Origin of the sequence: Paenibacillus sp. PL91 (genome assembly GCF_012935325.2) — a bacterium.
Classification (GTDB): Bacteria; Bacillota; Bacilli; order Paenibacillales; family Paenibacillaceae; genus Pristimantibacillus.
Map to the genome: position 1 here is coordinate 12,414 of NZ_JABBYG020000022.1, position 19,520 is coordinate 31,933.

General features: G+C 49.0%; 15 protein-coding genes. All 15 read right to left on the minus strand.

The genetic code is table 11. The annotated features are described in order from the left end of the window. Nucleotides 1-3: 3 nt before the first annotated feature. Complete coding sequence (gene hslO / locus HI950_RS30325; RefSeq protein ID WP_169090126.1) at nucleotides 4-912, minus strand: Hsp33 family molecular chaperone HslO; 909 nt, start codon at nucleotides 910-912, stop codon at nucleotides 4-6. Further along, nucleotides 912-1,685 (minus strand): type III pantothenate kinase, encoded by a 774-nt coding sequence (locus HI950_RS30330; RefSeq protein WP_169090017.1) that lies wholly within the window; start codon nucleotides 1,683-1,685, stop codon nucleotides 912-914. Before HI950_RS30330 ends, hslO begins: the two co-directional genes overlap by 1 nt. Beyond that, nucleotides 1,682-2,566: a carboxylating nicotinate-nucleotide diphosphorylase gene (nadC, locus tag HI950_RS30335; RefSeq protein ID WP_169090019.1), complete on the minus strand. Its 885-nt coding sequence runs from the start codon at nucleotides 2,564-2,566 to the stop codon at nucleotides 1,682-1,684. The genes HI950_RS30330 and nadC overlap by 4 nt, the downstream gene beginning before the upstream one ends. Then, on the minus strand, nucleotides 2,559-4,172 hold the full coding sequence (gene nadB / locus HI950_RS30340) for an L-aspartate oxidase (RefSeq protein WP_169090021.1): 1,614 nt from the start codon (nucleotides 4,170-4,172) through the stop codon (nucleotides 2,559-2,561). The genes nadC and nadB overlap by 8 nt, the downstream gene beginning before the upstream one ends. 133 nt (nucleotides 4,173-4,305) lie before the next feature. Beyond that, nucleotides 4,306-5,244 (minus strand): quinolinate synthase NadA, encoded by a 939-nt coding sequence (gene nadA / locus HI950_RS30345; protein WP_114383868.1) that lies wholly within the window; start codon nucleotides 5,242-5,244, stop codon nucleotides 4,306-4,308. Between the two features lie 320 nt (nucleotides 5,245-5,564). Further along, complete coding sequence (locus HI950_RS30350) at nucleotides 5,565-6,527, minus strand: ABC transporter permease (RefSeq protein ID WP_169090023.1); 963 nt, start codon at nucleotides 6,525-6,527, stop codon at nucleotides 5,565-5,567. A gap of 1 nt (nucleotide 6,528) precedes the next feature. Continuing rightward, the gene (locus HI950_RS30355; RefSeq protein ID WP_169090025.1) at nucleotides 6,529-7,611 is read right to left on the minus strand and encodes an ABC transporter permease; all 1,083 of its coding nucleotides are present in this window, start codon (nucleotides 7,609-7,611) and stop codon (nucleotides 6,529-6,531) included. A gap of 5 nt (nucleotides 7,612-7,616) precedes the next feature. Further along, nucleotides 7,617-9,161, minus strand: a complete 1,545-nt coding sequence (locus tag HI950_RS30360) for an ABC transporter ATP-binding protein (protein WP_169090027.1) — start codon at nucleotides 9,159-9,161, stop codon at nucleotides 7,617-7,619. A gap of 131 nt (nucleotides 9,162-9,292) precedes the next feature. Continuing rightward, a complete protein-coding gene (locus HI950_RS30365; RefSeq protein ID WP_169090029.1) occupies nucleotides 9,293-10,345 on the minus strand; it encodes a BMP family lipoprotein in 1,053 nt (350 codons plus the stop codon). 347 nt (nucleotides 10,346-10,692) lie between these two features. Continuing rightward, nucleotides 10,693-12,699: an ATP-dependent zinc metalloprotease FtsH gene (ftsH, locus tag HI950_RS30370; protein WP_169090031.1), complete on the minus strand. Its 2,007-nt coding sequence runs from the start codon at nucleotides 12,697-12,699 to the stop codon at nucleotides 10,693-10,695. Nucleotides 12,700-12,797: 98 nt separating this feature from the next. After that, a complete protein-coding gene (gene hpt / locus HI950_RS30375; RefSeq protein WP_169090033.1) occupies nucleotides 12,798-13,337 on the minus strand; it encodes a hypoxanthine phosphoribosyltransferase in 540 nt (179 codons plus the stop codon). Between the two features lie 51 nt (nucleotides 13,338-13,388). Continuing rightward, complete coding sequence (gene tilS, locus HI950_RS30380; protein WP_169090035.1) at nucleotides 13,389-14,801, minus strand: tRNA lysidine(34) synthetase TilS; 1,413 nt, start codon at nucleotides 14,799-14,801, stop codon at nucleotides 13,389-13,391. Between the two features lie 42 nt (nucleotides 14,802-14,843). After that, complete coding sequence (locus HI950_RS30385; RefSeq protein ID WP_169090037.1) at nucleotides 14,844-15,767, minus strand: serine/threonine protein kinase; 924 nt, start codon at nucleotides 15,765-15,767, stop codon at nucleotides 14,844-14,846. Further along, nucleotides 15,751-16,476, minus strand: coding sequence for a vWA domain-containing protein (locus tag HI950_RS30390; protein WP_169090039.1), 726 nt, complete (start codon nucleotides 16,474-16,476; stop codon nucleotides 15,751-15,753). Before HI950_RS30390 ends, HI950_RS30385 begins: the two co-directional genes overlap by 17 nt. A gap of 519 nt (nucleotides 16,477-16,995) precedes the next feature. Continuing rightward, on the minus strand, nucleotides 16,996-19,488 hold the full coding sequence (gene spoIIE, locus HI950_RS30395; RefSeq protein ID WP_169090041.1) for a stage II sporulation protein E: 2,493 nt from the start codon (nucleotides 19,486-19,488) through the stop codon (nucleotides 16,996-16,998). Nucleotides 19,489-19,520 lie beyond the last annotated feature (32 nt).

Consider the following 19,520-nt stretch of genomic DNA (forward strand, 5'->3'; position numbering starts at 1 on the left):
CGATTATTGGATCGGCTTCGGCTTCGCTTGATCTAGCAACAGCTCTAGCTGCGCCCGTTCAAATGTATACGCTTCGTTGCAAAATTGACAAACGACTTCCGCTTTTCCGTCTTCTTCAATAATTTGTTTCAGCTCATTTTCGCCCAAACTGAGAAGCGTTTGCTCTACGCGTTCCGCAGAGCAGAAGCATTGGAATTTCAAGTCCATCGTATCGTGAATATGAAGATCTCCGTTATCGCCAACAATACGGGTAAGCAGCTCCTCAGGCGTCTCGCCTTGATCGAGCAAAGTCGTAACAGGAGGCAACGCACCAACCGCTTGCTCCAGACGAGTAATTTCCTCATCTGCAAGTCCTGGCATCAGTTGAACGATAAATCCGCCTGCATGCAGCACCGAGTTATCCGTATCCACTAATACACCAAGGCCAACCGCAGAAGGTGTCTGCTCCGAAACCGCGAAGTAGTACGTGAAATCCTCGCCAAGCTCGCCAGAAACAATCGGAATGCTTCCGCGATAAGGCTCTTTCATTCCTAAGTCCTTCGTAATATGAAGATGTCCGCTGCGTCCGACCGCACCGGCGACATCCAGCTTGCCATGCGCATTGCTTGGCAAATGAATCTCCGGATGGTCTACGTACCCGCGCACCTCGCCGTCTGCATTAGCATCCACGACGATGTGACCGATTGGGCCGTCGCCCTTCACTTGAATGGTCAGCTTCTCTTGCCCTTTCAGCATGGCGCCCATGATGGCTCCTGCCGTCAAGGTGCGGCCTAATGCTGCTGTTGCGGTCGGATAGGTGCCGTGACGCTGGCGAAGCTCCTCAACTAGCTGAGTCGTGCGAGCTGCGAACACTCGAATTTTGCCGCCCCACGCCGTCCCTCGCACCAGCACGTCCTTCAGCTGATTTTCCATCATAATCCCTCCTGATTGCGTTCATATATGATTCTTAAGCCTTCTAGCGTAAGAAGTGGATCGACTTCTTCTATCGTTTCCGATTCCGCTGCGATTAACTCAGCAAGGCCCCCCGTCGCGATAACGCGCGGATTGACGCCAAACTCTGCACGTATACGATTAACGATACCATCTACTTGTCCTGCATATCCAAAAATAATGCCCGCCTGCATCGACGTTACCGGATTGCGGCCAATGACGCTCTTCGGCCTCACTAGCTCAATGCGCGGCAGCTTCGCGGCACGCTGATATAGCGCCTCTGTAGAAATGCCGATTCCCGGTACAATCGCTCCACCTAAGTAGTTGCCGCCTTCATCGATGTAATCAAATGTTGTCGCCGTTCCGAAATCAACCACAATGAGGGGTGAACCGTATTTAACGATGCCCGCTACGGAATTCACGATGCGGTCCGCTCCAACCTCACGCGGGTTTTCATAACGGATGTTTAGTCCGGTTCTCACGCCAGGCCCTACGACAAGCGGGGTTTTGCGCAAATATTTTAAGCATAGCTGCTCTAGTGTCCGCATAAGCGGCGGTACCACCGAAGAAATAATGACACCGTCCATCTGCTCCAGCTTCACGCCCGCATGATGAAACAGATTGTGAATCGTAATGCCGTACTCATCTACGGTCGCCGAACGATTCGTGCTAAGCCGCCAGTGGTGCAACAGTTCTTTTTCTTTGTAAATACCGAGCACAATGTTCGTATTTCCGACATCAATGACGAGGATCAAAGCGGTTCCCCACCCTTCTTCGCATTCAAATCCAAGCTGATGTCCAGCGCATGGAAAGAATAAGTCAGTCCGCCTACGGATATAACGTCAACCCCGCATGCCGCAATACGATTTATTGTCTCTAAAGAAACGCCGCCTGATGCTTCTATGATGACATGAGGCGATGTTCCTTTGATTCGGGTTACCGCTTCCTTCATCCGCTCAGGAGCCATATTGTCGAGCATAATGATGTCTGCTCCGCATGCCAGCGCTTCATCGACCTGCTCAAGCGACTCCGTCTCCACTTCAATTTTCATCGTATGCGGAATTTTGCGGCGTGCTGCCTCGACCGCCGCGCGAATGCCGCCCGCGCCTTTTATGTGATTGTCTTTAATCATAACCGCATCGTACAGCCCGAACCGGTGATTGGCACCGCCGCCTACCCGTACTGCGTACTTCTCCAGCATCCGGTGGCCTGGTGTCGTTTTGCGGGTGTCCACAAGACGAACCGGAAGCCCCTCAAGCGCATCTACGAATGTGCGAGTCTTAGTCGCAATGCCGGAGAGCCGTTGCATTAAGTTAAGCGCAAGACGCTCGCCTATAAGCAAGCTGTGCGTACTGCCCTCCACCGTAGCGATTACCGTACCTTTATCTACATATTCGCCGTCCTGCACCTTTGGCTCGAATACAAGCGACGGATCTACAACCTCAAATACGAGCTTAGCAATAGGAAGCCCCGCAATAATGCCGCTTTCCTTCACGTGAATAACGGCCATCGACTTCGACTCCCTAGGAATCGTTGTCTCGGTCGTTATGTCTCCGCTGCCTAAATCCTCTGCGAGCCAGCCGCGAATTTGATCGCGCACTGCAGCGTCATACCCGCCTGCCGTCCATTCATACATCCTCTATTCGCTCCTCCGTCAGTCCATATAGACGGTGCAACACCGTATGCTTTCTCCATGACACATCATCGCGCACCGGAAAATCCTCCCGGAAATGCGCACCACGGCTTTCCTCCCGCGAAAGAGCTGCTTCCGTCGTCAGCATCGCGCAGGTTAGCAAATTAGCAAACTCATACTCTTCTCGCTCGGTTAGAACCGATTGATATATCGACAGCTGCCGCTTTAGCTCTTCAAGACCCTTCTCAAGCCCCTTGGCGTCACGGCGAAGGCCAGCATAACGCACCATAATTTTTTGCAGCTTAAGCCGCCTTTCTACAACAGCCTGAATCGATGTGCTGCTTCGCTCGATTTCATTTTCAATAACAGGAGCAATCGTACAGCTTGGCAGCTCATTAATTCGTTTCACGATTCTTCTGCCGAACACGATCGCCTCTGACAGTGAATTGCTTGCCAGCCGATTAGCGCCATGAACACCCGTGGATGATACCTCGCCGCATGCGAACAAACGCTTAATGTTCGTTTCCCCATTTAGATCGGTTTTCACTCCTCCCATCATGTAATGCATGGCAGGCGCCACCGGAATCCAGTCGGACGTTAAGTCGAGACCGTATCTCAAGCAGTATTCATATATAGTAGGAAAACGGTGCTTCACCATTTCCGCCGATTCATGCGTAATATCAATATAGACGAAGGTTGATTTCGTCTCTTCCATCTCACTGACGATCGCTCTTGCCACGACGTCCCTAGGCGCCAGCTCCAGCTGCTCATGGTAACGCTCCATGAAGCGCTCTCCTTTTATGTTACGGAGATATGCCCCTTCTCCGCGCACAGCTTCCGAAATGAGAAATCTCGGCGCGCCCGGGTAGCATAACGAAGTCGGATGGAATTGAATAAACTCCACATCCTGTATGTATGCGCCTGCGCGATAAGCCATCGCAATGCCGTCTCCCGTTGCTACCTCGGGATTGGTTGTATAGCGATAGAGCTGGCCGGCTCCGCCTGAGCTAAGGATGACCGCTTTTCCTTTTACGAACAGCCGTTGGCCGCTAGGCTTCTGTACAATAACGCCGCAGCATTCGCCGTCTTGAGTAACAAGGTCGATTACAAAATGGTCGTCCCACACTTCTATTTTCGGATTCGCGACAGCGTTTTCCGATAGCGCCCTAACGATCTCGAAGCCCGTCGCATCGCCGTTGGCATGCAATATACGCCGCTGGCTATGCGCGCCTTCCTTCGTAAGCGCAAACTCGCCATTTTCCAAATCGAATTGCGTACCCATCTGAATCAAGCTGCGAACGCCCTTTGGCCCTTCATGAACGAGTACATCAACCGCTTCATTCGAGCACAGGCCGGCCCCTGCAACGAGTGTATCCTGCCGATGATAAGCGGGCGAATCCTCGTCCGATATAACGGCAGCAATGCCGCCTTGCGCGTAACGCGTGTTGCTGTCGAGCAGCGACTTTTTAGTAATCATAAGCACGGAATTATGCTCGCTAGCCCGTATAGCGGTAAAAAGACCGGCAATGCCGGCCCCGATAACGATGACATCTTTTTCAATAACTGGCAGCTCACTCAGCTGCACATCAACTAAATATCTAGGAATCATTATGGCTCCTCCAAGCGTAAACGGCAAAAGCCGGCCTTAGGCTTCGTTGCTTTCGTTTCGTGTTGAAATATAAGCATAAATTGAAAATGAATATAATTAAGTTCTTATATTTCAAATATAGGAGTAGCGCATACTACTTCACGAGTAGCATGCGCTCCAAGGACAAACGGGCTTGATCCGCAACATGAGGCGGTACATAAATTTGAGGCTGCATCGTTTCCAAGCATTTCACGAGCTTCTTCAAATTGTTGACCTTCATGTTCGGGCAAACCAAATATTTAGACGCAAAATGGAATGTTTTCCCTGGGCTGTCCAAACGAAGCTGGTAGCCTGTACCATCCTCTGTGCCTACGATAAACTCCTGGCAATCCGATTCTTTACAATATTTTATGATTGCGGTTGTACTGCCTACAAAATCGCCAAGCTCAACAACCTCCGGACGGCATTCCGGGTGAACCACAAACTGTGCGTTCGGATATTTCGCTTTCATTTCTTCTACGTCTTTCACCGTGAGCATGTCATGCGTATTGCAGTAGCCTTCCCAAATAATCATTTTCTTGTCCGTGTTCTGCTGTACGTAGTGGCCAAGGTTTTTGTCCGGTACCCAGATGACCTCGTCGCCCTCTACCGAGTTGACAACCTTAACCGCATTCGCTGATGTACAGCAAATGTCAGTCTCCGCCTTGATTTCTGCAGATGAGTTGATATACGTAACAACCTTTGCATTTGGATGCTGCGCTTTCAGCTTGCGCAAGCCGTCCACGCTTACCATGTCTGCCATCGGGCAGCCGGCACGCTCATCGGGAATGATTACCGTCTTGTTTGGCGCCAAAATTTTCGCGCTCTCGCCCATGAAGTGAACGCCGCAGAATACGATAACATCGGCATCCGTTTGGGCTGCCTTCTGCGCAAGCAGGAAGGAATCTCCGCGGAAATCTGCTACCTCTTGAATTTCATCACGTTGATAATAATGAGCTAAAATGATAGCATTCCGTTCTTTCTTCAACTGTAACAACCGTTCACGCAGCTCACGGTTTTGCTCCGCCTTGCGTTCCAGTGCCAGTGCTTCCACAGTAGATCCTCTCCTCTTATGAGGGATGGGGGATAAAGCCCATTCCGTTATACGGTAAGCTGAACTTTGTGAATTGATGCACAAACTTAGAAAGTCGCTCACCTATAGTTTAAACCAAAAGGGATAAATTCATTTGATTAAGATTTAATTTACACGTGGTAGATGCTACTGTCAATGTATTAAAGGCCATTTTCGGGCTGCTTCTTAAAATTAATTAGCAAGCAGGCTATCCAAGGGCAAAGATCAACTTATTTAGGCATTCAAAAAATGAAAAGAGTCTCCATCCATAATGAGATAGAGACCCTTGCATCTTATAAAAGTTACCGCTTAGCGGGATCGTAAGGCTGCCCAAGTGCTGAAGGTGCATTCGAGCGGCCGACAGCGCCTGCCAGTACGACTAGCGTCAATACGTAAGGCAGCATGTAGAAAAACTCGACCGGAATTTGCTTCGAGAATTCAAACAGCTGTGCAAAGCTTCTTAGTGCTTGCGCAAGGCCAAAGAACATGGCTGCGCCAACAACGCCTAGCGGGTTCCATTTGCCGAAAATCAGCGCTGCCAGCGCGATAAAGCCTTGGCCCGAAATCGTATTATGCGCAAAGCTGCTTGTCGTGGTCAGCGTAATCGTTGCGCCGCCAAGACCTGCGAGCGCTCCGCTGAGCAATACGCCGATATAACGATATTTCGTAACGCTGATTCCAACCGTGTCTGCCGAGCTAGGATGCTCGCCCACCGCACGAAGCCGTAAGCCAAATGGCGTGCGGAAAAGAACAAAATAACTGACAGCTGCAAGAATAATGACAATATAGGTTGTCGGATACGCAGTAAATATCGCTTTCCCAAGCAGCGGTATATCCGATAAGAAAGGTATTTTCATTTTATGAAATACGTTTGCAAGCTGCGGTGTTTGTCCTGAACCATCATATAAGCTTTTTGTTAAGTATAGGGACAAGCCGAGCGAGAAAATGTTAATAACGACGCCCACGACCGTTTGATCGGCCCGGAACGTGATCGTGGATACGGCATGCAGCAGTGAAACCAAAACACCATATATGGCTGCCGCTACAAGTCCGATCCAAGGCGACGCATTTCCGAGGCCTGCTTGTATCGCATATTCGGTTGCAACCGCAGCAGCGAACGCACCGGATACCATCAAGCCCTCAAGCCCAATATTGACGACACCTGAACGCTCGGAGTACATTCCCCCGAGTGCTGTAAAGATAAGAGCGGTGGAAAACACGAGAGTTGTATTAATAAGCTGTCCAATGACATCGACTACGTTCATTTTACACCGCCTCCTTCCGCTTGCTTGCACGTTTATTTAGAAAAGGCTTTAGGAACCACTTCACCAAACCATGCGAAGCAACGAAGAAAATAACGGCGCCGATAACGATGCGCACAACTTCGGGCGGAACGCCTGCGCCAAAGCTCATGCCGGCCGAGCCGTAGCTGAGTCCGCCGAACAAGATCGCGCCAAGCAGTACGCCTATCGGCGTATTGCCGCCAAGCAATGCTACCGCAATGCCATCGAACCCGTATCCCGGTGAAGCAGCCATAACCGTCTGGTTGCCGAATACGCCCAAAATTTCAAACACGCCGCCTAGGCCGGCAAATACACCGCTTATGAACATCGATTTAACCATCGTTAATTTAACGTTCATCCCCGCATATAGTGCTGCATCGGGATTATGTCCTACCGCGCGAAGCTCATAGCCTTGCTTCGTACGCCAAAGCACGATATAGAACACGACGATGCAGATGAGCGCAATGATCGTTCCCCAGTGCATCCGAGCATTGTCCGTCAATTTGATAAGCCAGTCAATCTTCACCATTGCCGATTCATGAACAGGCATCGATTTCTGCTGACCCTTCTCAACTAGAAACTTTGCAATAATAAAGTTAGAGAAGAACAAGGCGATCCAATTCAGCATAATGGAAGAAATAACTTCATTAACGCCTCGTTTGGCTTTCAAATAACCAGCAATTGCAGCCCATAATCCTCCGAATAGAGCACCCGTAATAATAGCAAGCGGAGCATGGATATACCAAGGCAAGTCCAGCAGCACGCCTATAATCGTCGCGCCTGTCATGCCCATTACAAATTGTCCCTCTACCCCGATATTGAAAAGTCCAGTACGGAAAGCGAACGAAACCGCGAGTCCCGTGAAGATCAATGGAGTAATCGCCCGAACGGCTTCGCCCATGTTGTAAGGGGTGCTAAAGAGCTTATCCAGCAATGAGCTGTAAGCGAGAATTGGATTGTAGCCTCCTGCTAACATTGCAATCGCGCCAATCAATAACCCGAGTATGATCGCTACACCGGGAATAAGGATAGATGATTTATTAAATATTTTCTTTAATGTTTCCATATACGCTATCCTCTCCCCTCTGATGCAGCAACGGCCGACTTATTGCCTGCCATCATCAAACCAAGCTGTTGATCATCCCTGCGCTCAGCGTCAACCTCGCCCATTAGCTTGCCTTCGTACATGACCGCAATACGATCGGAAAGAGCATAAAGCTCATCAAGCTCGAAGGATACAAGCAAGATCGCCTTACCTTCATTGCGGGCTTGCACCAGCCGCTTATGCACATATTCAATTGCACCGATATCGAGTCCGCGTGTCGGCTGCACAGCAATAAGCAGATCAGGGTCCTTATGCAGCTCACGTGCGATAATTGCTTTTTGCTGATTGCCTCCAGAGAGAGCGCGTGCATGAGTATGGATACCTGACGAGCGTACATCAAATTCCGTTACGAGATTGTCGGCCAGCTTGTCCATTGCATCGTAGTCAATAAACATCGAACGGCCAAATTCCGGCTCAAAGTAAGTATTTAAAATCATATTTTCACTAACCGAGAAATCAAGCACCAAACCGTGCTTATGCCGATCCTCTGGAATGTGGCCTACGCCTGCAACAGTAATTTGGCGAGGGGAGAGATTCGTCATATCCCGTCCATTCAGCTTCACGCTGCCGCCATCTAGTTTGCGCATTCCCGTAATCGCGTAAATAAGCTCGCTTTGACCGTTGCCGTCAACGCCGGCAATACCGACAATTTCTCCGGCACGAATGTTAAAGGTAGTGCCATTCAAGGCATTTTTGCCATGCTCGCCCTTCATTTGCAGATCATCAACCGAAAGAACAACCTTGCCAGGCTCGTTTTTCGTCTTCTTGACCTCGAAGGATACATCCCTGCCTACCATAAGCTCAGCAAGCTGTTGTTCATTCGTATCCTCTGTACTAACGGTTTTGACAACCTTGCCTCGTCTAATAACCGTTACAGAGTCGGCAAGCGCCATAACCTCTTTTAATTTATGCGTTATAATAATAATCGACTTGCCTTCCGCAGCCAAATTGCGAATGATCTCGATCAACTCTTCAATTTCCTGTACGGTTAGAACGGCTGTCGGCTCATCGAAAATAACGATTTCAGCACCACGGTACAACGTTTTCAAAATTTCAACCCGCTGCTGCGTGCCTACCGTAATATCTTTAATCCGCGCCTGAGGGTCTACTTTCAGACCATAGCGTTCGGAGATTGCCCGAACCTTCTCATTTGCAAGCTTATAATCGATTTTCATACCTTTGACAGGTTCATTGCCAAGGACAATATTTTCAGCAACCGTAAAAGGCTGTACCAGCTTGAAATGCTGATGCACCATGCCGATGCCTAAATCAATAGCTTTTGACGCGCCCTCTATGACGGTCTGCTCGCCATTAATCCAAATTTCACCTTCATCGGGTTGATATAATCCAAATAAAATGTTCATAAGCGTCGACTTTCCCGCGCCATTCTCACCTAAAAGCGCATGGATTTCGCCTTTTTTTAATTCAAAATTGATGGAATCATTTGCAACCAATCCTGGGAAGCGTTTCGTAATACCCTTTAATTGCACTGCTGTCAAACTCCGGTCCATTCTCATCATCTCCCCGGTTTTCTAACACTGACTAACCAGCCTAAAAAAAGAACAAAGACCGGCCGAAGCCGGTCTTGTCTGATACATCGACAAACGATCCTCAAACAAAGGATACCTTTGAATAAAGGAAACTATTCAGTCGGTACCTTAATTTCGCCGCTAACGATTTTTGCTTTATATTCATCTACTTTTGCAAGTACATCAGCAGGAACGTTCTTGCTTGTCGCTGGCAAGCCTACTGCATCGTCCTTCAAACCAAGCTCTTGCGTCGTTCCGCCAGCAAAGTTGCCTGCAATCAGATCTTTAGAAACTTTATGAACCGCTGCATCTACGCCCTTCATCATCGATGTAAGCGTAATTTCATCGCCAAACTCAAGCGATTGGTCTTTGTCTACGCCGATAACCCAAACGTCATCTCCGTTATCTTTACGAGCTTTTGCTTCATTGAATACGCCATTGCCTGTAGCGCCAGCAGCGTGGAAAATAATATCAATGCCAGAATCATACATAGTTGCTGCTGACAATTTACCAAGGTCAGGCTTACCGAAGTCGCCAGTATACTCAGCTTTTATTGTCGCATCTGGCTTAACTGCTTTTACGCCCGCTGCGAAGCCTGCTTCAAAACGTTTGATAACCGGAATTTCCATACCGCCTACAAAACCGATTTTGTTTGTTTTGGTCATAAGACCTGCAACAACACCTACAAGGAAAGAGCCTTCATGCTCAGCGAAAGTGATCGAAGCAACGTTTGGCGCTTCAATTACGCTGTCAATAACCGCCAGCTTTGCATCAGGATTCTCTTTTGCCACTTTGCTAAGCGCGTCATTGAACAAGAAGCCAATACCCCAAGTCAGGTTGTAGCCTTCTTTAACGAAGCTGTTTAGGTTCGGCTCCATGTCTGCTTCGCCTTTGCTTTCCAAGAACTTTGTTGCTGCGCCTGTTTCAGCTGTTACTTTCTGTAGAGCTTCCCATGCGCTCTGGTTAAAGGATTTGTCATGTACGCCGCCGACGTCAGTAACCATACCGATTTTAAAATCTTTACCCGTACCGTCGGATTCTACTTTGGCACCTTCATTTGTGTTTGTGCCTGCGCCGCCCTCATTGTTATTCTTCGCTCCGCAAGCTGACAACACTAGTGTCAAAGCGATCATCATAACGAGCATAAAGCTAAATGTTTTTTTCATGCGTGTTCTCTCCCTTGCTCAAATTTAGGTAAAGCCGTGCAACCCCTGATTACTTTCTTATTCTTGCTGTTTCTGGCCGCTATTATTTCATTATAGTTACAAAAAAATTTACGTCAATGATTCTGTGTTAGGTTATATAACATTAAATCACTGATAAGGATTTTGCGTAACATATATGTAACATTTTGGCCGAAAAAGGTAAACCTTCATGTAAGATTCTCTATTTTATGTTTAAGGTTTATACCCGTATTATAGGCTAAATCCGAACATTAATAAAGAAAAAAATAGTCGTCCTGCTACTTGTAAAGAGTAGCAGGACGACTATAGGCAACCTTTAATAGTAAAATCTACTCGGTCTTATCCGGATCTTCCGGGTTGTCTCGCTTCTCGAGGGAAGGAGCTTTAATCTCATCCTGCTCACGAGTTTGAATGCGTACCTTCACATCGCCAACTGTCTCAACGATTGGTTCTACAGTTGACTCAGTTGCGGGTGCCGCTCCGTCAGACGACGGGCCGCCCTCCAAAGCCAAAGAACCGGTCTCAACCAAACGTTTAATTTGCTCGAGTTCAAGCGTTTCTTCGCTAAGCAGCGTTTGAGCAATCAAATGCATTTCCTTGCTCTTCTCTGACAATAGCTTCTTCGCACGATCGTAACAGCCAGTTATAATGGATTGCATCTCTTGGTCAATCTCGTAGGCAATCGCATCGGAGTAGTTCTGTTCATGGCCGATATCGCGGCCTAGGAATACTTGGCCTTGCGAGCTGCCGAATTGCATCGGTCCAAGCTTATCGCTCATACCGTATTCCATAATCATCGCACGCACGATACTGGTCGCTTGTTTAAAGTCGCTGTATGCGCCCGTTCCGATTTCACCAATAAATAGTTCTTCCGCTACGCGCCCTGCGAGAAGGCCCGTAATTTTATCAAGAAGCTCCTGCTTCGTTACAAGCATACGATCTTCCTTCGGCAGCATAATGACGTATCCGCCAGCGCGGCCGCGAGGAATAATCGTAACCTTGTGGACCATATCCGCATGCTCCAAGAAGTAGCCTGCAATGGTATGTCCCGCCTCATGGTAAGCAACAATCCGTTTCTCGCGATCACTGACAACACGGCTCTTCTTCTCCGTACCGACGATAATCCGATCAATCGCATCATCAACCTCAACCATTGCGATATCCTTTTTATTGCGACGAGCAGCTAGAAGCGCTGCTTCATTGAGCAAGTTCTCGAGATCAGCACCGCTGAAGCCAGTCGTGCGCTTCGCGATAACTTCAAGCTTAACGTCCTTCGCAAGCGGTTTGTTGCGTGCATGTACTTTAAGAACCGCTTCACGGCCTTTCACGTCTGGACGATCAACCGTAATTTGACGGTCAAAACGGCCCGGGCGAAGAAGTGCCGGATCAAGAATATCCGGACGGTTCGTTGCAGCAATAATAATAATGCCTTCGTTAGCGCCAAAGCCGTCCATTTCAACGAGCAATTGGTTGAGTGTTTGCTCACGCTCATCATGACCGCCGCCAAGACCGGCGCCGCGTTGACGACCTACAGCATCAATCTCATCGATAAAAATGATACATGGAGCGTTTTTCTTCGCATTCTCGAACAAGTCACGCACACGGGATGCGCCGACACCGACAAACATCTCCACGAAGTCGGAACCGGAAATGCTGAAGAACGGTACGCCTGCTTCCCCTGCTACTGCACGAGCAAGCAACGTTTTACCTGTACCCGGAGGACCAACGAGCAATACGCCCTTCGGTATGCGAGCGCCTACCAGGTTGAATTTGCGCGGATCCTTCAAGAAGTCTACAACCTCAACGAGCTCTTGCTTCTCCTCGTCTGCGCCAGCGACATCTTCAAATGTAATCCGCTTCTTCTCATTATCATAAAGCCGCGCTTTGCTCTTGCCAAAGTTCATCACTTTGCCGCCGCCGCCCTGAGCTTGATTCATCAAGAAGAAGAACAGGACAAAGATAATGACAAACGGGATGATGGAAGTGAGGAATGTAAGCCAAATGCTTGGCTGGTCCATTTCCTTGCTTTCAAGCTGAAACCCGAACTGCTCCTGCCATGCGAGGATCTTCTCCTCCGCTTTGACGCTGACCCTAGATACAAATTGGTCGCTTTCCGCGCCTGCAGGCTTTGTATTATATTTACCAGAAACAAAATAAGTTTGATTCTCATACTTAACACTCAGTTCTTTCACATTGCCTGATTCAACTGCAGCACGTAGCTCGTCATATCGCAATCCAACTGTCGTGTCATTTTGGCTGCTGATAAATTGAAAAATCCCAACGGTCACCAAAAAGATAATTAAATAAAAACCAGTATTACGGATGATCCGATTCATCCCCAACCTCCTCTCAGACGCTTAAAATATTTTACCATAGCATGACTTTCCATAACAATAGAGGTGTACGGAGAAGGGCATGTACGGGTGAATCGCTATTATTTCTCATAGACCTGCGGCTTCAAAATGCCAATGTAAGGGAGATTGCGATATTTCTCTGCAAAATCCAGTCCATAACCGACAACAAACTCGTCCGGCAGCGTAAATCCCTTGTAATCCGCTTCCAAGTCCACTGTGCGGCGAGCCGGCTTATCGAACAATGTAACGACGGTGACCGACTTCGCATTGCGGCGCTCAAGAACATCGATTAAATAGCTGAGCGTCAGCCCGCTGTCGATAATGTCCTCAACGATCAGAACATCGCGGCCTTCGACTGAGACATCAAGGTCTTTAATGATTTTGACAACGCCTGACGATTTAGTCGACTGCCCATAGCTTGATACGGCCATGAAATCAATTTCAAGCGGTACTGTTATTTCCTTCACCAAATCCGCCATAAAAATAAATGCGCCCTTAAGAACGCAAATAACGAGCGGATTGCGTCCGCTAAAATCTTTGCTTAGTGTTTCACCAAGCTCTTTTACCTTGTCGCCAATTTGCTGCGCGTCATACAATACTTCTTGAATATCGTTCTGCAAAGTAGAAATCCCCCTACGCCTTAACTATGTTTATGAGTGTACCAGTGCTTCTTATTCGTTGCCTGCCCTTATGAAAAGCACACCTTCAGTGTGCGCCTCCGTAAGCGCGTGACTTGATCTGCGAATGCCCGGAATCCAGAGCAATTTCCCTGCTGCATCGAACAGCAATGGATACGTCTCCCGTTTCAGCGGAGCAATTTTCTCATCAACGAACATATCTTGCACTTTTTTCGAACCATTTAATCCTAAAACCTGAATTCTGTCGCCCGGCCGCCGATTACGAATGACGAGCGGAAACATTAACTCCGAAGCATCAAAGCAAGCTTCATAACGTGAAGCAGGCTTGCGGCTATCTTCTGCAGATGTATGGAAAAACGCAAATGTCCATCCGCATTGCTCGACTTTCAAGCTAGCTGTATCTCTTCCTACCTCACACGAATAGGCGCTCGCATCGGATGACGGATGCTGCGAGGCATACAGCCATCGCATCATATCGTACTCACGGGCGCAGCGAATACCGGCACCGGCATCAATTCGCCATGTTGTTGGCGCGTTAGCGGAAGCAGCAAGCCGCATCGTCTCAATCTGCTCGAAGGATATCTTTTCCGTTTCTTTAGAAAGATAACTTAATATTAGTTTAATCAATCTCCTTTGTAAAGCGACGTGGAGACCGTGCAAATCGATGCAGCTAATCGTGCATTCATTGGGGGATAACGTAACGAGCTGCGCGAATAACGCTTCGGTTTGTTTCTCCATCCACTCGTCTTCCGCCCCTGCTACCTCAGCAAGCCGCTGAAGCGATTGGGATAACTGCGGATTATGCCGAGATAAATACGGTAAAATATCTAACCGAATAATATTTCGGAAATAATGGCGTTCCTTGTTGCTGCTATCCGTGCAGTACGGGATATGATGCTCTTCGCAGTAACATAGAAGGTCTGACTTCTTCATACGCAGCAGCGGCCGGATAAGTTCCACGTTTTTTTCTCGTCTTTTGCTAAGAATTCCGGCAAGCCCGGTTAAGCCCGTCCCCCGTATAACTCTCATTAGCACGGTCTCTGCTTGATCGTCAGCATGATGGGCCAGCGCAATCCGCGAAGCCCCATATCGCGCTGCGATCTCATGCAGAAATGAATATCGTCTCTCGCGAGAAGCTGCCTGTCCATTCATACGTGTTTCTTCTATATAAGTAGGCATGTCGAATGTGACAGTTTCGCAAACAACGCCAAGCTCCTCCGCGAATGCTTGAACGACCTTCAGCTCATGTGCCGACTCTTCTACGCGAAAGCCGTGATTCACATGAGCCGCAATGATCGTTAGTTCGCTTTTCTTCGCTGAGGCGGACAGCATATGGAGCAGCGCCATGGAATCCGGACCGCCGGATACCGCCACTACGATGCAATCGCCCGTTGACCACAGTCCGCGCTCTGCTGCCGCTTTCTCAAGTTCGTTTCGCAGATTCATATGTAAGTATCCTCACCTTCACTTCCCTGCTCCAGGCTGATCTTACAGCACATTTCGCAGCAACCAATAAACCGATGTTCCGAGCAGGACGGCAGATGCCGCAACAAGCCCTTTCAACCATACCGGTGTAGCGGAGGGCCTGTGCGTATCCCGTCTATGCATCAAGGATCGCCACGCTTCAGATGCCTCGCCGGCATCAGCGAACTGGCCTGCAAAGGCTTTGCGCAGCCATCCGGCTATCGGCTTTAGTGCCGGGCTCGACTCCGCAATTTGAATCAGATCGCCCTCGGAACGATTTTGCGGCAAAAGCTCTGCCGTCAGCTGATGGAGCCGCTTCGATTCATGCAGCTGAATGCACAGCACGCCGAACGAAAACAGATCGTATCTCGGATCAGCCGAACGCGAGCCTCCATTCCAGTAGCCGCGATCATAGATTTCCGTGAATTGGCGAATGGCTTTGCCTGCCGCCGTCACGCCGCCATAATCAACCAGCTCCACATGCCCGTAATCAGCGACCATCACATTCTCCACCTTTAAATCGCCGAACACCCAGCCGTCCTGATGCAGCTTCGCCAGCTTGCCAAGGAGGTTGAGGCCAACAAGCGGAAACCATTCCGAGCCGTTTTGCTTCAAGTAGTCGCCCAGCGTTGCGCCCAGCACATACCTCATAATATAAAAAGGATATTCCCGTCCATCCGGTCCGTACAAATCGTCCACGTCAAAAAGAAAGGTTTCATGCCCGTGCCGCTTCTGTTTGGCGATCGACTGCAATACGTTAATCTCGGATTGCAGATCAATCGCATCGAGACCAAGCTTCAATGCATACCAGCTGCGATCGCGCTGTACGAGATATACTTTACCGTTTGCGCCCTCCCCAAGCAACCGCTCAACCCGGTACCGCCCCTGCTTCCACTTGCCGGTCACCACCATGCCGCGGCGAAGATCAACCTTAAACGACGTAGTCACTCATCATCCCATCCGTTTCGTCTCTGCTCTTCTTACCATAATCTCCCTGACGGTAAAAATCAATCACTTGCATAATCGCAGGACCCGTAGGAGTCGTCCCGCCCATTTGGAGTCGTGGGAAAATTCCATGCACGCCGTTAAGATGGCTCGTCCAGCCGAGATCCATCACGCAATCATCCCCATGTCTCGAGCCTGGAAAATGAAAGACCGAAATCTCGCTTTTTCCTTGCCTAGCCTGCAGGCTCAGCATCAAATCGCGTATAGCCTCCTCCACCGCAGCCAGCTTCGGCTTCATACTGGCGCTAGCATCTATAAGCAGCGCCACCTGCAAGCTTGAGGTCTCCCCCAACTCATCGATTACGCGAACGACATCACTCCGCTTCTCCGGCGGAAGCGCCTCAATCGAACCATTGCCCAGCACCTGCTTGAGTTCCTTTTGCACCGCCAGCTGAATGGTCTGCACGACTGTCTTGCGCGTCATCATCTGCACCGTCTGCGATAGCTGGCGCATATTCACCATTCTGCTTAGACCGCCGCCCGCACGCGCAATCTCATCAATTTCAGCAGCACCAAGCTCTCCCACATCGCCATGATCCAGCACGCCTACTACATTAACCGAAATGCCGTCTGAATGCGCATGGGCAGCTGCTACGACCGGACTCAGTCCCACATTGGAGCAGCCATCCGTTATTAATAATATTTGCTTCATAATTGTTTACCCTCCTTCAGTGTTTGTGCAACAAACACAGCTTCGTAAGCAAAGGCTTAGTGTTTGAGAATCAAACACAGCTTCGTAAGCATAGGCTTCGCCTCAGCCTTTCTATTAGCTTTGCCTTTTTTGAGAGGGATAAACAGCTAGAATAGTAAAAATAGCAATAATTGCAAGCAAACGGCTGACTTTGTTACTCCATTATCTTATGCTGCCAGGTATCCTTTCCACTATATCATTCATCAGCTAATTCTATAAGGGCAATAAATAGATGAAACGCTTCTGTTTCAGAGTTGGAAAATATGGATATATAATCCTTATAGCTAGATAACTGCTGCCTGCTAAGGTTGATTGTTCCTATCCCAACCCCAAATAGTCCAAACAAGCAGCAAAAAGAAGCCGTTTGCCGCCAGCTGCAAATGAGCTGACAGACAAAAGGCTTCAGCTTTCTCAATGATTAGTTCTGATATCCGCTCACCTCTCTGCTTTGGATTACTTGATATTACGAAGTATTACTAACTAACTCACCGTCCTTGGACGCTCCATGCGCGTTATGCCAGGAAAGCGGAAGGACGCCCACTCCGGCAAATGCTTATCGATCCGTGCAACGAGCACCGTCATATCATCAACGATCTCGCCATTATGATGGCGAACAACCTTCTCAAGCAGCGCGTCCGCCATTTCCTGCGGATCATCCGTTTCCAGCTCGCTTATAATGCGCTTCATCCATAGCTCCTTGTTAACCGCAAGGCCCGGCGCATCATAAATGCCGTCGCTCATCATAACTAGCGTATCGCCGGACTGCATTTGCATGGATACAAAATCGACGTCAATATCTTGAAGAATGCCAATAGGCAAATTATTCGCCGTGACCGGAATGACCTCATTTCCTCGTTTGATAAAGCTTGGAGTTGACCCTATCTTCATAAACGTCGTTTGCGCCGTATACAAATCAACGATCGCCAAATCGACGGTAGCGAATACCTCATCGGAAGAGCGCAATAAGAGCACGGAATTGACGGACTTCACTGCCAGCTTCTCATCCATGCCTGACTGCAGCAGCTGCTGCAGGATAGACAATGCCGCGCTGCTTTCCTGCCGCGCCCGCTCGCCATTGCCCATGCCATCGCTAATCGCGACTGCAAATTTGCCATTTCCAAGCTCAACCATGCTAAAGCTGTCTCCAGACAGCAGATCGCCTCCTTTAGCCGCTCCCGCAATGCCCGTCTCCACTTCATACTGCTTTGCCGAGCCAAAGGCAACGAGCGTTGGCTCTCCGCTTCTCGTTGGCGGCCGCTCTGATTTAACCGCTATATGCTCGCCTAAAATATCGCTTAGCAGCGGTGCGATAATTTTGCGGCACTCATCATACCCTTGTCCAAACGAGTGATAGACCTCTATATCTACATTTCCCTCCTCCAGACTTACAATATCGATCCCTTGTACCGATAAGCCCAGTCCTTCCACCGCCTCTCGAATTTGCTCCTCCTGCAAATGCAGCGTCTGCCCCTCTCGTTTAATTTCTTTAGCCAAATCCTCCATAACCTGCGATACGCCCTGCAATTGATCTGCTACAAGTCTGCGCGAGTCGAATATTTGCTTCTTCCAGTGCATATTATTTTGGTAAAGCTCGTACTGCTGAGTCATATCCGTTAGCACCTGTGAGGATTTAACACAGTGCGCAGACCAAGCCCGCGGTATCTCCTTGGCGGATGGAACACGATCCTCCTCTACTGTCGTCATCATATCGGTCATCATTTTGTACGTATGGAAAAACTTGTCCTCCCAGCATGCGTTTTGCCTATGACAGCTGGAGCAGCTGCGCTCAGCAACCGCATTCATAAAATGGCTGATCTCATCCTCTCTGTTCAAAGTCGTTGCGCTGCCGTTTAGCTGGCCAAAGCTCCGTGACAGCTGGCTGAACACGTCCGAGTATTGCGATACGCGGTCCGCTGTCACCTCACGCACCCGTTTTGCGTATTCATGCTGTGACTTTGCATGCTCATTCGTTCCCGGAACATAGCGCGAGATCGTGCGAATCATGCTTCGCGGCGTCAGCATAAGCATCATAGCAGCCGCTACAGACTCCCAGGTGGAGCTCATCACATCAGCCTGGCTCCCTACATATATGGATAAAATCGATGTTCCAAGCAACATTCCGAATGCAGCTGCCATTTTGCCGCCTTCACGCAGCAAGCCAGCCAGCAATCCCGCAAAGGCGAGTAAGCTCATTTGAACGACTGCACCAAAGTCAGCCAAGCTTAGAATGAGTCCTGCAACAACACCGACCGAAGCGCCAAGCGGGGCGCCGCCTGCCAAAGCAAACAGCAGCAGCATATATCTGGACATGACATGTTCTGCCGACAGGCCGTAGAATACCCATCCGACCGCTCCCGTCATGACAGAAGCGAGCAAAATCATCAAACATATAATTTCTTCGTTTTTGAGCGAGGCTGATTTTTTAGTCATCGTTAGAACGGGGATTGCTTGTATAAATACGAGCGTAAGCACGAATCCGAGTGCTGCCTCCACGACGACGAGCATAAAATTGTACCAGCTAAGCTCGTCCCCTATAAATACACTGAACATCTGTACCAATAGCGTTGATGCAAACACCAGAATCGGCGCCGACGACAGCTCTGCCTTCTCATACGCCTCCAAGCCCTTCAAAAATAGAAACAGCACCGCGATTTCCATCGCAATCCACATCGGCGCCGGATCTGCCGCCAGCCAGCTTCCTGCAACCAAGGATATCGCAACCCACGGATAAATATCCCTTCTCATAAAGTAGATAACAGCGAAGTAAGCGATAGCAAAAGGCATTAGCGATTCGAGTATAACCGCCCTTCCGAGCAAGAAGGCTACACCTACGAGTAAAAATGTCCACTTTTTGGCTAAAATGACTTGAATGAATCGCCGTGCGGCGGCCCATTCCCGACCTTTCTGCAACATCGTTTGAGCCAGACCTGTCCGTTTCACACCTGGAAGCACAACCGCGTTTTCCTTTTCCATGAGCAGACACCACCATTCCGAATGTAATGTGT

Excerpts from the sequence above, each read along its gene's own strand:
- tilS (WP_169090035.1), bottom strand. The coding sequence starts at position 14,801 with ATGAATCTGCGAAACGAACTTGAGAAAGCGGCAGCAGAGCGCGGACTG.
- hslO (WP_169090126.1), bottom strand. The coding sequence starts at position 912 with ATGGAAAATCAGCTGAAGGACGTGCTGGTGCGAGGGACGGCGTGGGGC.
- spoIIE (WP_169090041.1), bottom strand. The coding sequence starts at position 19,488 with ATGGAAAAGGAAAACGCGGTTGTGCTTCCAGGTGTGAAACGGACAGGT.
- nadB (WP_169090021.1), bottom strand. The coding sequence starts at position 4,172 with ATGATTCCTAGATATTTAGTTGATGTGCAGCTGAGTGAGCTGCCAGTT.
- HI950_RS30350 (WP_169090023.1), bottom strand. The coding sequence starts at position 6,527 with ATGAACGTAGTCGATGTCATTGGACAGCTTATTAATACAACTCTCGTG.
- HI950_RS30360 (WP_169090027.1), bottom strand. The coding sequence starts at position 9,161 with ATGGACCGGAGTTTGACAGCAGTGCAATTAAAGGGTATTACGAAACGC.
- HI950_RS30355 (WP_169090025.1), bottom strand. The coding sequence starts at position 7,611 with ATGGAAACATTAAAGAAAATATTTAATAAATCATCTATCCTTATTCCC.
- nadC (WP_169090019.1), bottom strand. The coding sequence starts at position 2,566 with ATGTATGAATGGACGGCAGGCGGGTATGACGCTGCAGTGCGCGATCAA.
- ftsH (WP_169090031.1), bottom strand. The coding sequence starts at position 12,699 with ATGAATCGGATCATCCGTAATACTGGTTTTTATTTAATTATCTTTTTG.
- HI950_RS30390 (WP_169090039.1), bottom strand. The coding sequence starts at position 16,476 with ATGAAGCAAATATTATTAATAACGGATGGCTGCTCCAATGTGGGACTG.
- HI950_RS30365 (WP_169090029.1), bottom strand. The coding sequence starts at position 10,345 with ATGAAAAAAACATTTAGCTTTATGCTCGTTATGATGATCGCTTTGACA.